Annotated in this window: 11 protein-coding genes and 1 pseudogene; 3 read left to right on the top strand and 9 right to left on the bottom strand. The window is 60.7% G+C overall.

Annotation, left to right across the window (positions count from 1 at the left end):
- The 4 genes and pseudogenes from VIW95_RS11225 to VIW95_RS11210 all read right to left on the bottom strand — a co-directional run.
- Positions 1–377: pseudogene (locus VIW95_RS11225) on the bottom strand (phosphate ABC transporter permease PtsA); the annotation flags it as partial.
- On the bottom strand, positions 377–1,354 hold the full coding sequence (pstC, locus tag VIW95_RS11220) for a phosphate ABC transporter permease subunit PstC (RefSeq protein ID WP_331586447.1): 978 nt from the start codon (positions 1,352–1,354) through the stop codon (positions 377–379). The gene pstC and the pseudogene VIW95_RS11225, both read right to left, overlap by 1 nt.
- Positions 1,355–1,977: 623 nt before the next feature.
- On the bottom strand, positions 1,978–3,297 hold the full coding sequence (gene serS / locus VIW95_RS11215; RefSeq protein WP_331586445.1) for a serine--tRNA ligase: 1,320 nt from the start codon (positions 3,295–3,297) through the stop codon (positions 1,978–1,980).
- Entirely contained in the window at positions 3,298–3,699 is a 402-nt protein-coding gene (locus tag VIW95_RS11210; protein WP_331586451.1) for a YraN family protein, read from the bottom strand.
- Between the two features lie 502 nt (positions 3,700–4,201).
- On the opposite strand from VIW95_RS11210, the gene gatC reads away from it, so the two are divergent.
- The 3 genes from gatC to gatB all read left to right on the top strand — a co-directional run bounded on the left by gatC (position 4,202) and on the right by gatB (position 7,598).
- Complete coding sequence (gatC, locus tag VIW95_RS11205; RefSeq protein ID WP_331586443.1) at positions 4,202–4,498, top strand: Asp-tRNA(Asn)/Glu-tRNA(Gln) amidotransferase subunit GatC; 297 nt, start codon at positions 4,202–4,204, stop codon at positions 4,496–4,498.
- Positions 4,499–4,687: 189 nt separating this feature from the next.
- Positions 4,688–6,148 (top strand): Asp-tRNA(Asn)/Glu-tRNA(Gln) amidotransferase subunit GatA, encoded by a 1,461-nt coding sequence (gatA, locus tag VIW95_RS11200; protein WP_331586441.1) that lies wholly within the window; start codon positions 4,688–4,690, stop codon positions 6,146–6,148.
- Between the two features lie 7 nt (positions 6,149–6,155).
- Positions 6,156–7,598, top strand: coding sequence for an Asp-tRNA(Asn)/Glu-tRNA(Gln) amidotransferase subunit GatB (gatB, locus tag VIW95_RS11195; RefSeq protein WP_331586439.1), 1,443 nt, complete (start codon positions 6,156–6,158; stop codon positions 7,596–7,598).
- A 68-nt stretch (positions 7,599–7,666) separates the two neighbouring features.
- On the opposite strand, the gene VIW95_RS11190 is transcribed toward gatB, so the two are convergent.
- The 5 genes from VIW95_RS11190 to VIW95_RS11170 form a co-directional block, all read right to left on the bottom strand.
- Positions 7,667–8,785, bottom strand: a complete 1,119-nt coding sequence (locus VIW95_RS11190; RefSeq protein WP_331586437.1) for an amidohydrolase family protein — start codon at positions 8,783–8,785, stop codon at positions 7,667–7,669.
- 35 nt (positions 8,786–8,820) lie between these two features.
- Positions 8,821–9,864: a zinc-dependent alcohol dehydrogenase gene (locus VIW95_RS11185; protein WP_331586435.1), complete on the bottom strand. Its 1,044-nt coding sequence runs from the start codon at positions 9,862–9,864 to the stop codon at positions 8,821–8,823.
- A gap of 87 nt (positions 9,865–9,951) precedes the next feature.
- Positions 9,952–10,323 (bottom strand): hypothetical protein, encoded by a 372-nt coding sequence (locus tag VIW95_RS11180; protein ID WP_331586433.1) that lies wholly within the window; start codon positions 10,321–10,323, stop codon positions 9,952–9,954.
- 172 nt (positions 10,324–10,495) lie between these two features.
- Complete coding sequence (locus VIW95_RS11175; RefSeq protein ID WP_331586431.1) at positions 10,496–11,155, bottom strand: HAD family phosphatase; 660 nt, start codon at positions 11,153–11,155, stop codon at positions 10,496–10,498.
- A 138-nt stretch (positions 11,156–11,293) separates the two neighbouring features.
- Positions 11,294–12,292 (bottom strand): citrate/2-methylcitrate synthase (locus VIW95_RS11170; protein ID WP_331586429.1); only part of this gene is annotated, 999 nt, incomplete at its 5' end.

Genomic DNA, 12,292 nt, shown 5'->3' with positions numbered 1-12,292 from the left:
GGCACACCCATCAGCACATCGGCGGAGAATCGCACCCAATTCGTAAACCGGCTCGCACGATTTGCCGCGAGATAGAGTCCCGCGCCGACTCCAATCGGCACTCCAATCAGGCACGCGATACCCACCACCTCAAGTGTTCCGACGATCGCGTTGGCCATGCCGCCGCCCTTTTCGCCGACCGGCGCGGGCATATGCGTAAAGAACGCCCAGTTCAAACTCGCAACACCTTTGCTCAGCAAGTAGCCCAGCACCAAGAACAGCGGGATCAGCGTCACGATCGTCGCCCCGACCGTCACCGCCATCATCGCGTCGCTCTTGAACTTGCGATAGCGATAACTGGTCTCGCCATGCAGACCGCTGAGCACTCCCGCCGCCATTACTTGCCCGCCTCCTGGTAGCGCCGCCGCTGCACGCCAAGCACCAGCGCGCGCGCCACTACGTTCAGCACGATTCCGAGAATCAGCAGCACCAGCCCCAGCTCGATCAATGCGGCTACATACAAATCGGATGTAGCCTCGGCGAATTCATTGGCGATCACGCTGGCCAGCGTCGCCGCCGGCTTGAACATCGAGGCGGAAATTTGGGCCGAGTTGCCGATTACCATCGCGACCGCGATAGTCTCGCCGAGCGCGCGCCCCAGCCCGAGGATGATCGCGCCGATCACGCCCGTCATGCCGTACGGAATCACCGCCGTCTTGACCATCTCCCACTTGGTCGCGCCAAGCGCGAGCGCGGCTTCGCGCTGCGTGTGCGGCACAACGCGAAACACGTCGGTGCAGACCGACGAAATGTACGGGATGATCATGATCGCGAGAATCACGCCCGCCGACAGCATCCCGACCGCTACTTTGGGCCCCTGAAAAAACGGCAGCCAGCCGAACCAATGGGCCAGCGGCGGCTCGACGTAATCGCGAATCCACGGACCCATCACGAACACCGCCCACAGGCCGTACACGACGCTCGGGATCGCGGCCAGCAGATCAACCAGGAAGCCCAGCCGATGGCTAAGCCAGTCGGGCGCCATCTCGCTCAGGCATAGCGCGACGCCGAGGCTCAGCGGCACGGCGACCGCCAGCGCGATAAACGACGAAACGAAAGTCCCATAGATAAACGGCAGCGCACCGTAATGGTCATTGACGGGGTCCCAATCGGTGCTGATGAAAAAATGCAACCCGAACGCGCGAATCGCGGGGAAGCTGGTCGCAATCAGCGCAATCGCAAGCCCGGCCAGCAATGCGAGAATCGCCAGCGCGAGAATAAATGTCGCCGTATTGAAAATCCGATCGCCGAACAGACGCACATGCACGGGCGCCATCGTGCGCTGGCGCCGCACCGTCGGAATACTGTCGGCCATCGAACCTTCTAATTCGGACAAACGATCTCTTCCTGCAGAATTTCTTAGTGCACTCACGTCACGGCCAGCACAGACCGTCGCGAACAATCATACGCACCAATTGTTGCGGGAATGTTACGTACTCAGAAAATCGCAGTGAATCCGCGAATTTTCAGCGAAAATCCCCTATTGACTAGGGTGCAGAGCGTGCTCATCCGAGGAAGGCCGCGGGCACGGCGGCCCGCGCCACTACAATTCAGTGATTTGGTGGCGCGGCCGGCCCTGCGTTGACGCAGTGGCGCAGGCGGCCCTGCGCGCGGCTCCGTTTTTTCAATCGGGTACCCCTTCCCGCGCGGGCCCGAAAAAAGGGGTTAGGGGTTAGGTTGTTCGCATCAATCGCAATGCCAGCCGCTTCACTGTTTTGTGTCATCCTGAGCGCAGCGAAGGATCTCGCGCGCAGCGCGTCAGGGTGCGCGCAGACGCCGGTCGCAAGAGCGCCCGTCGAGATTCTTCGCTACAGCAGCTTTCGCTCAGAATGACACAAAGAAAGAACCTGAGAGCAAAATGGCGTCCTCGCCATTTTGCGATTCTCACCGGGTGCAGGGGTCACCCCTGCCGCGGAAGCGTGAAACCCGCGGAGGGTTTCACTTAAGATTAGATATCCGCTCCACCCCGCCCATATAAGGCCGCAAAACCTCCGGAACGGTAACGCTACCGTCCTCATTCTGATAATTCTCAAGCACCGCGATCATCGTCCGCGGCAGCGCCAGCCCAGACCCATTCAGAGTATGCACCAGCTCCGGCTTTCCGCCCTTGCTCTTGAACCGAATCTTCGCCCGACGCGCCTGGAAATCGGTGCAATTCGAAATCGAGCTGACCTCGAGCCACTCGCCGCATCCCGGCGCCCACATCTCGAGATCATAAGTGACTGCGCTCGCGAAACTCAGATCCGCCGTGCACAACTCGACTACCCGATACGGAATCTGCAAGCCCCGGCAAATCTCCGCCGCGTCGTTCACCATCTTATGAAATTCGTCGTCTGACGTTTCCGGACGCACCAGCCTGACCATCTCGACCTTATCGAACTGATGCCCCCGCTTGATACCGCGCACGTCGCGCCCGGCCGACATCTTCTCGCGCCGAAAGCAGGGAGTGTACGCCGTCATGCAGATCGGCAGGCTACTCTCGTCGAGCGTCTCGTCGCGATGGAGACTCGTCAGAGGAACCTCGGCCGTCGGGATAAACCAGAAATCATCCTCGGCGTCGTGGTACATCGTGTCCGCATTTTTCGGCAGATGCCCTGTGCTGGTGGCGGTCTCGCGACTGACCATCAGCGGCGGAATTATTTCCAGATAGCCCTGCTCCCGCTTGACGTCGAGCATCCACGTAATCAGCGCCCGCTGCAGCCGCGCGCCAGCGCCGCTCAACACGTAGAACCGGGTCCCCGATAGTTTCACCCCGCGATCGAAATCAATGATCCCAAGATTCTCGCCCAGCTCCCAATGCGGCAGGGGCTTGAACGCAGTGAACTCGATCGGCGTCCCCTCGGTCTTGATAACGCGGTTATCGGCCTCGCTCGCGCCAACGACAACGTATGACCGTGGAATATTCGGTAGAGTGAGCGCCAACTCCTCGACCTGCTCCTCAGCGACGCCGAGTTGCGTGCCGAGAACCAGCAGCGGGTTGCTGGCATCGATCGCCTCACCCTTGGCCAGCTTCTCTTCGTCCGCTTCCTCGGCGCGAATCTTCGCGATCTCGGCCGCGCGCTCGTCAGGTGGCAGCTTGCCGACTTCCCGCGCCCGCCGCTTGCGATTCGCGCGCAGCTGATCGACCTCGGCCTGCAACTTCCGCCGCTTCAGATCCGCCTCGAGCAGCCGATCGACTTCCGCCGCCTCGATTCCCCGCTTGGCGAGCTCGCCCTTCACAAACTCGGGCCGTTCACGAATCAGCTTGATATCCAGCATTCAGAACGCATTCCTCAACAGTTCAATCTCCAGCCGCTCTCCGGAAGCGTCAATCGCGACTATATCGAAGCGCATCTCGATTTCGTGCTCTCGATACCGCGTCGCAAAAATTTCCGCCGCGCGCCGTATCTGTTTCTGCTTGCGCTCATCGACGGCCTCTTCTGGCGCTCCCGCATCGTGACTGCGCCGCGTCTTCACCTCGACAAACACCAGGATGTCGCCATCCATCGCGACCAGATCGATCTCCGCCCCCGCCGCCCGAAAATTCCGCGCAACGATCCGATACCCGTTACGCCGCAAATACTTCTCAGCCGCCCGCTCCCCCCGCCGCCCCAGCGGAAGCCGCACTCGAAACTCCGCCAGCCAGGCGAATGCTCTGCCAATCGCTTCGCGCGGCATCATCTTATCCAACGAGCCCCCATCCCCGCGAGGCTAGAAGCCCGCCGCAGCGGCCGCAAGCTGGTTGCCATCTTGGCGTAGCTACCTCGTCTCCTAATCCGGTTCTCCTTCCCACTATGGGAAGGGGTTAGGGGTTAGGTTGCTCGCATCCGCGCCGCGCCTGTCGCTTCACTTTTTTGTGTCATCCTGAGCGCAGCGAAGGATCTCGCGCGCAGCGCTTAAGGTGCCCGCTGACGCCGGCCGCAAGAGCGTCCGCCGAGATTCTTCGCTACAGCAGCTTTCGCTCAGAATGACACAATGAAAAATTGCGCCCCCTCCCCAATTAACAAGTTCTAACAGGGACGAAGTCCCGCATCTTTTCTTAGTACTGGGTGCAGGGGTCACCCCTGCCGAAGGAAGCGTGAAACCCACCGCGGGTTTCACATTAAATAAAGTGATCTACCCTTCCCCCTTTCCCTCCCCTGACATGGATCGCCCAGAATGTTACGATTCCTGCTACACCACCATGCCTGAATCAAAAATAACCCTCGAACAGGTCCGCCACGTCGCGCTTCTCGCGCGGCTGGAACTGTCGCCGCAAGACGAAGATCGCCTGCGCGCCGACATGGACGAAATGCTTGCCTACGTGGACAAATTGAACGAACTCGACACCAAAAACATCGCGCCAACGACGCAGGTCGGCGAGGCCGGCACGCCCATGCGCGACGACGAAGTAACCAACCAGCCCGCTGCGGACGCGATGCTGGCGAATGCGCCGTCGCGCGAGCGTGGTTACTTCAAAGTGCCGAAAATAATCGAGTAGAACTTTTTCTCCAGTATGAAAACTTCGCACAACCGGGCTCGCTGCTCTTCCCCTCTCCCTGTCAGGGAGAGGATCAAGGTGAGGGTCCTTATACAGCGCGCGTGTTTTTGCGCGCGATTCAAGATTCTGCTTCCCCTTTCCAAAAGGGAGAGGGGCCAGGGGAGAGGTTACGCCAAGATCTAACCGAGCATGCCGTCCGAACTGAACAAACTCACCATCGCCGAGGCGTCGGCGAAGCTCCGCGCGCGCGAAATCACCGCCACGCAACTGACCCGCGATTGCCTCGAGCGCATCGCCGCCGCCGAACCGAAACTGCACGCCTTCCTCACCGTGTGCGAGAAGGAAGCGCTCGAGAAGGCGCACGCAGCCGATGCTCGCCTCGATGCGGGCAAGGCCCCCGCGCTCTGTGGAATTCCACTCGGCATCAAGGACATCTACGCGACCAAAGGCGTCCGCACGACTTGCGCGTCGCGAATCCTCGAGACGTTCGTGCCGCCGTTCGACGCGACTGTGATCGAGCGTCTGCGCACCGACGGCGCAATTTTCGTCGGCAAGACCAACATGGACGAATTCGCGATGGGCTCGTCCACAGAAAACTCCGCGTTCGGCGCGACGACGAATCCGCACGACACGGAGCGCGTCGCCGGCGGGTCGTCCGGCGGATCGGCCGCTGCCGTCGCGGCCCACGAATGCCTCGGCGCGCTCGGCACCGACACTGGCGGCTCGATTCGCGAGCCTGCTTCCTTCTGCGGCGTCGTCGGTATCAAGCCGACCTACAGCCGCGTAAGCCGCTACGGCGTCATCGCGTTCGCGTCGTCGCTCGATCAGGTCGGCCCATTTACGAAATCGGTGCGCGACGCTGCGATCATCCTGCGCACGCTCGCCGGCAGAGACCCGCGCGATTCGACCTGCTCGGCGCGTCCGGTGCCTGACTACGAGAGCGCTCTCACCGGCGACGTCAAAGGACTCCGAATCGGCGTGCCGCGCGAATATTTCGTCGAGGGGATGCAACCGGAGGTCGAAAAAGCAGTGCGCGCCGCGCTCAAAAACTACGAGTCGCTCGGCGCCTCGACGGTCGAGATCACGCTGCCGCATACCGGCTACGCGATCGCCGCCTACTACTTGCTCGCGACCGCGGAGGCGAGCGCCAATCTCGCGCGCTACGACGGTATCCGCTACGGGCTGCGCGTCAACGCCGAAAACAATATCGCGCTGAACGAAACCACGCGCGCGAAGGGCTTCGGCGCGGAGGTCAAGCGCCGAATCATGCTCGGCACGTTCGCGCTCTCCGCGGGCTACTACGACGCCTACTATCTGAAAGCGCAAAAAGTCCGCACGCTGATTCGCAATGACTTCGAGCGCGCGTTCGAGAAATGCGATCTGATCGTCGCACCGGTTGTGCCGACCACCGCATTCAAGCTCGGCGAGAAAATGAACGATCCGCTCACCATGTACCTGTCGGACATCTTCACTATCTCGGTCAACCTGGCCGGCCTGCCCGGCATGTCGATGCCCTGCGGGCACGACTCGAAGAACCTGCCGATTGGGATGCAACTGATCGCGCCGCCATTCGCCGAGGAAACAATCCTGCGCGCCGGCGACGCCTTCGAGCGCACGGGATCATTCAAACCGCGGACGCCAGTGGTCTAAGCCTGTCATGACGACAAATCGCGACGCATACGAGGCTGTTATTGGACTGGAAGTCCATACCCATCTTCTCACCCGCTCGAAACTGTTCTGCGGATGCTCGACGACGTTCGGAGCGGGTCCGAACGAAAACGTGTGTCCAATCTGCATGGGGATGCCCGGCGTTCTTCCTGTCCTCAATCGCCGCGTGGTCGAACTGGCTATTCGAACCGGGCTGGCGGCGCATAGTACTATAGCGCCCTACTCTATTTTCGATCGCAAAAGTTATTTCTATCCCGACCTCCCCAAGGGCTATCAGATTAGTCAGTACGAAACTCCAATCTGCAAAGGTGGCTATATCGATTTGCCGCCGACTGAGAATGGCGACACGCGCCGAATCGGTCTCACTCGAATCCACATCGAGGAAGACGCCGGCAAGAATATCCATCATGAGAGCTACAGCCTGGTCGATTTCAACCGCTCCGGCGTGCCGCTGATCGAAATAGTCAGCGAGCCGGATCTCCGCTCCGCAGAGGACGCAGGCGCGTACCTGCGCCAACTGCGCGCAATCCTTCGGTACGTCGATGCGTCCGACGGCAAGATGGAAGAAGGCAGCTTCCGATGCGATTGCAACGTGTCCGTGCGCAAACGCGGCGCGAAAGAATACGGCGTGCGCACTGAGATAAAAAACCTGAACTCCTTCCGCTTCGTCGAAGACGCAATTGAGTATGAGGTCGATCGTCAAATAGCTATTGTCGAATCAGGCGGCAAAGTCGCCCAGGAAACCCACCTGTGGGATCCCGCGCGCAAGGAAACACGCCCGATGCGCTCGAAAGAGTATGCGAATGACTATCGCTACTTCCCCGAGCCCGACCTGCCGCCGCTAGTTGTGCCTGCGGAAATGGTGGAGAAGGTACGTGCATCGATGCCCGAGCTGCCTGCCGACCGGAAGGCGCGCTACGTGCGCGAAGGCCTGACAGAATACGAGGCAGGCGTTCTTATCGCCGACCGCGACGTCGCCGACTATTTCGAAGCGACGCTGCCCGGACTCAAGAACCGCAAGAGCGCTGCGAATTGGGTAATGACCGAAGTTCTTCGAGTAGCGCGCGACTCCGATCAGCTGTTCGTCGAAGCAGTCCCGCCAGCGAACGAAGTAGGCGCGCTGCTGCAGATGGTCGAAGCGCAAAAGATAAGTCTCAACGCCGCCAAGACCGCATTCGCCGCGATGGTAAAATCGGGCAAGGGTGCCGAAGCCACAATCGCAGAGCTAGGCCTCGCACAAGTATCTGACGAAAGCGCAATCGCGGCAGCCTGCGACAAGGTGCTCGCAGCCGAACCCGAGAAGGTCGCCGAGTATCGCGCAGGCCGCGACAAACTATTCGGATTCTTCGTCGGCGCTGTAATGAAGGCGATGGGCGGAAAGGGCAACCCGAAAGTGATCAACGAAATTCTGCGCGCAAAGCTCGCCGGCTGACGGCTACTTCGGAATATACACCGTTACTCGCGGGGGGCCATCGCGCTTTTGATTACTCGCTCCATTACTCAGTTGAAGTTGAAGGCCTTCGTAGCATTGTCCCAGAGGATCTTCTTCTTGCTCGAATGCGGGATCGATTGTTTCAGTAGTGCGTCGATTCCCCAAGGGAAGGTTCCGTCCGGATGTGGATAGTCAGTGTCCCACAGGAAGTTGTTGTCGCCCACGATATCAAGTGCGGCCTTCATAGTTGGTTCGTCGCCACGGAAAGCTACGAAGAAGTTGCTTTTGAAATACTCAGTCGGGCGTTTTCTCAAATACTCGTGTTCCGAGTTGCCGCTGAAATCCCAATGCTGCTCCATCCGCTGTAGCCAGTAAGGAACCCATCCGCCGTCGGCCTCGACCTGGACGACGCGCAGCTTGGGGTATTTTTCGATGACGCCGTACCAGATGAGACCCGCCATCGCAGCCATCGCCTCGAACGGATGAGACAGGATGTGGCCGGTGACGTGGGTGTCCATCCGATCGCCGAACGACTCGACCGACGCCGAGCCGGAATCGTGAGTGGAAATCGGGCGTCCGAGTTTTTCCACTTCGGCCCACAGCGGCAGGTAGTCCTCGTGGAAAATAGCCCTGCCACGGACCGGGTTGGGGCGCACGTAAAAGCTGATCGCGCCGTTTTGGGCTGCACGATTCGCTTCTTTGATCGATTCGCCCACGTCCTGCATGGGTAAAATCGCGGCCCACTTCACGCGGTTGTTGGTCTTTGAGCAGTAGTCGGCGCTCCAATCGTTGTAGGCGCGGCAGCATGCTGCCAGCAGATGCGGATCACGAAACTCGCGGCCAAGCATCTGGCCGGCGGCGGTCGGATAGACAATCTGAACATCGACGCCCTGCTCGTCCATGTCCATGATGCGGCTCTCGGGACTGAATCCGAGCTTGGCTGCGCGCTCGAAACGCTTCATCGCCTTGCGTACGGCGTCGAGGAAGCCGGGCGCCGCCATCGGGTATTTGCCTTTTTCGCGGGTGAAGGGTTCGCCTTCGACCAGGAACGTGCGGCGCCCGGACTCGGGCGCGATACCCATTTTCGGCGCGGCGGATTTGTAGCGCTCGTCGATGTAGCGTTCGAATACGTAGTCGGGTTCCATCAAGTGAGTATCTACATCAGCGATTTTGAATCCGTCTTTCATGGTAATTCTCCAAATACTACTCGATCGGCTAATAGCTAATCGCCGGGAATAATCAGTGCTTTTACTCCGCGGCGCTCCCGGAGCAGATCGAAGGCTTCGAGCCCGTGCGGGATAGAATAGCGATGTGTGACCATCGGACGTAAGTCCACCGCGCCGCTCGAGACCATCGCGATCGCGCGACGCCACGTTTCCGGCGTGCGGATGCGGGAGTTGATGATCGTCACCCCGTGGAAGAACAGCGAACGCAACTCGGCGGCTTTGAGGTCGCGCGCGGGCCATCCGACTTCAACCAACTGGCCGCCGCGGCGCAGCAACTCGCGCGGCGAGTCGATCGCGCCGGCCGCGTCGAACACGACGTCGGCGCCGTCGGAAGGAAGCATCGCGCGCGCCTGCTCGATCCAGTCGCGATCGCCGGCCGAGACTGTTTTGAACCCCATCGTGCGCGCCAACGCCAACCGATCCGCGTCCACCGCGAGCCCCGTCATTACTATCGATGTAACGCCGAGAGCGCGCGCGGCGAGCGCGATGCTGAGGCCGATGGGTCCGGGGCCTTCGACGACGGCGCTGTCTCCCGCCTTGAGACACGACTGTTCGACGGCGTGGAGGCCGGTGCCGAACGGCTCGAGCAGCGCGGCCTGCTCCATGTTCATCGTCGAGGGAACCAGATGCGCGTTTTCGACCGGCGCGATCGTATATTCAGCGAATGCGCCGGAGAGCGTGGTGGGCGCGGCGCAAAGATGGAAGCGGCCGGCGCGGCACGGACCGCATCGCCCGCAATGACCGAACGGATCGAGCGCAACGCGATCGCCTACTTTGAAATTGGTGACACGCGCGCCGATCTCGACGACTTCGCCGGCGGGTTCGTGGCCGAGAATCACGGGGAGGCGCGCGACCATCCGCTCGGCGCCGAGTTCCCAATCGACGATATGCAGGTCGGAGCCGCATACTCCGCACGCGCCGACGCGAACCAGTAGCGCCGAGTCGCTGGGTGCTGGCACGGGGGCGTCGATCACTTCGGCGCCGGGAGCGGGACGAGTCTTTGCGATCGCTTTGATTTGAGAACCTCCGAGTATCTTCAATACGACGGTGCGGCAGTCCGGGTCAAAGAAAATTTGCGCGAGTTATTTGGGTGGCGTCTCAATTTGAAATTTCAGCGCAAGAGCTGCCTACTTTCCCTTGAGGCGCGGATCGTCGCTGGCAATGCATTGCGAGAGTTTCAACATGCGCCGTAAATCATCCCAGTAGTCTTTGTCGAAGTAACTGTCGGGAGGCATTTTCTGGTTTGGCCACTCTCGCTGTATTTCCGCACGCACTCTCGGCAACTGCTTCTTCATCTCTTCACGTTGCGCCGGATCATCGTTCTGCCGCAACGCCGCCGAACGTCTATCTTCGCAATCGCTTTTCGACGGTAAAGGTCCCCTCCGCGCCCATTGTGATAGCGGCAAAGACAGATTTGGTTCAGTCGAGTTCGGTAAAGTATGCGGTGTGACGAGAAACCAGCCCACAAGCGCAAGCGCGGCTGCGTGACGGAGTTTCACTACGCTTTGTCTTTCTGGCTCGCTTCTCAAACTGAATCACTACCTTTTGCGGAAGCCGGAACGCTAGTCCCAGTGGCGGAGCGAAGCGCCGCGATAGCGCATGCGCGGGCGGATGAGCCGGTTGTCGGCGTATTGCTCGAGCGGCTTTCCGTCAGTAATTCCATAGCTGTCCTCAGGAAGAGGGAGTACTTGCAAAACGAAAAAGCGCGCCCGGCAGCGCTGCGGCATCAGAGATAACCATCGCGGCGTCGCCAAAGGCGCTCCCGATAGTCATGCTATTCGGAATCACAATACAACGCAGTCCGGCCGCGTTCGCTGCCGCCAGCCCGCGCTGAGAGTCTTCGATTGCAATGCACTCCTTTGCGCTTAGCTGTAACCGCTCCAGCGCGGTGAGGTAGGGTTCCGGGTGAGGCTTCGAACGCCCATAGTCCTCTCGCGTTAGCGCGAACTCGAAGAATTGAGACAGATTCGAACGCTGATGCATCAGCTCAAAGTGCTCGCGCCGTGAAGTGGTAACTATCGCCATTCGGAATTTCGGGCGCAACAAGGTGAGCACCTCCACAATTCCATCCATCATACCTGGTCCGTTTGCGAGCATCCGTGAATACGCTTGATTGCGCTGAAAACGAAGCTCCTCGATCTGCGCGGGAGTGCAGCCTTGCTCCCGCACGAGATCGAAGGAGCTTCGCCCCTGGCGCAAAGACCACTCCACGTACCGTTCGCGACTTAGTTCAACCCCTGCGCTTCCCAGCACATCGCGCGTCGCCTGGAAGTACAAAGCTTCCGTATCGATCAGCACTCCATCGTTGTCCCATAGAATGCCTTTCATCATTGATTTGGTTCTCGCGACCTCCGGCCGGAGTGCCTTACAATTTTGCCCAACGCCCTTTCGAAACCTACATCTGAATCGATCGCATACGATGCTGTGATATTGAGTTGAGACACTACCAATTTTGCTAAAGCTGGAACGCTAGTCCCAGTGGCGGAGCGAAGCGCCGCGATAGCGCATGCGCGGGCGGATCAGCCGGTTGTCGGCGTATTGCTCGAGCGCGTGCGCGATCCATCCCGACGCGCGGCCGATTGCGAAAATTGCGGCGGGCATCGAGCGCGGAAATCCGAGCATCCGGACACACACCGTGAGGTAGAAGTCGAGATTGGGGCGCAGGCGCTCGCGTTTGGATACGGCGCCTTCGAGTTTGAACGCAGTCTCGAAGAGACGGCGGCCGCGGTGTTTGGCGATCGTCTGCGCGACCTTCCGCAGCAGCGCGGCGCGCGGATCGCCCTCGGGATAAATGGCGTGACCGAAACCCGGCGGCAAGCGATGCTCGCGGGTGAATGCTGCCAGGCATTCGTCGACCCGCGCGCCGGACTCGAGTTCGGCGAACATCGCTTCGATTCGATCGCACGCGCCGCCGTGAATCGGACCGCTCAGCGAACACAGCGCCGAGAGCACGGAGGCGAACAGGTCGGCGCCGGTGCTCGCGATGACGCGGGCGGCGAAGGTCGAGGCGTTCAGCTCGTGGTCGGCGCACGCGATCAGCACGCGATCGATTGCGTCAACTTCCCACTCGCTGGCAGTGGAACCCGGGACCCATCCGAGCAGACGTCCGGCCATTCCGGGGCCGCCGGGCGACCCCGGAGCCGGAGGCTGCGCGAGTGCGAGCGGAAGCTGGCTGATGATGAGCTTGGCGCGATCGATGCGCGTACGCGGTGGCTGACGGCGATCCCACGCGGCGAGACTGGGCATGACGGCCGCGAGCCGCAGCAACGGGGGTGCGTCGTCACCGACGGCGGCGAGAGCCTCGGCGACGGAGGCCGGCATCTGCGCGCCGTGAATCTCGGCACGGAGCGCTGCGATTTCCTCGGCGACGGGGCGCTCGCCACTCCACAGCAGGAGGCAGACTTCCTCGAACGAGGCGTGTGCGACGATTTCCTCGATCGGATAGCCGCGATACGCAAGCTTGCCCTC

It is taken from the genome of Binatus sp. (SeqCode), from assembly GCF_036522015.1.
Classification (GTDB): Bacteria; Desulfobacterota; Binatia; order Binatales; family Binataceae; genus Binatus.
Note: the sequence above shows the minus strand (reverse complement) of the source record. Positions and strands in the feature narration are given on the sequence as shown.

Excerpts from the sequence above, each read along its gene's own strand:
- gatA (WP_331586441.1), top strand. The coding sequence starts at position 4,688 with ATGCCGTCCGAACTGAACAAACTCACCATCGCCGAGGCGTCGGCGAAG.
- pstC (WP_331586447.1), bottom strand. The coding sequence starts at position 1,354 with ATGGCCGACAGTATTCCGACGGTGCGGCGCCAGCGCACGATGGCGCCC.
- gatB (WP_331586439.1), top strand. The coding sequence starts at position 6,156 with ATGACGACAAATCGCGACGCATACGAGGCTGTTATTGGACTGGAAGTC.
- VIW95_RS11210 (WP_331586451.1), bottom strand. The coding sequence starts at position 3,699 with ATGATGCCGCGCGAAGCGATTGGCAGAGCATTCGCCTGGCTGGCGGAG.
- VIW95_RS11190 (WP_331586437.1), bottom strand. The coding sequence starts at position 8,785 with ATGAAAGACGGATTCAAAATCGCTGATGTAGATACTCACTTGATGGAA.
- VIW95_RS11175 (WP_331586431.1), bottom strand. The coding sequence starts at position 11,155 with ATGATGAAAGGCATTCTATGGGACAACGATGGAGTGCTGATCGATACG.
- serS (WP_331586445.1), bottom strand. The coding sequence starts at position 3,297 with ATGCTGGATATCAAGCTGATTCGTGAACGGCCCGAGTTTGTGAAGGGC.
- gatC (WP_331586443.1), top strand. The coding sequence starts at position 4,202 with ATGCCTGAATCAAAAATAACCCTCGAACAGGTCCGCCACGTCGCGCTT.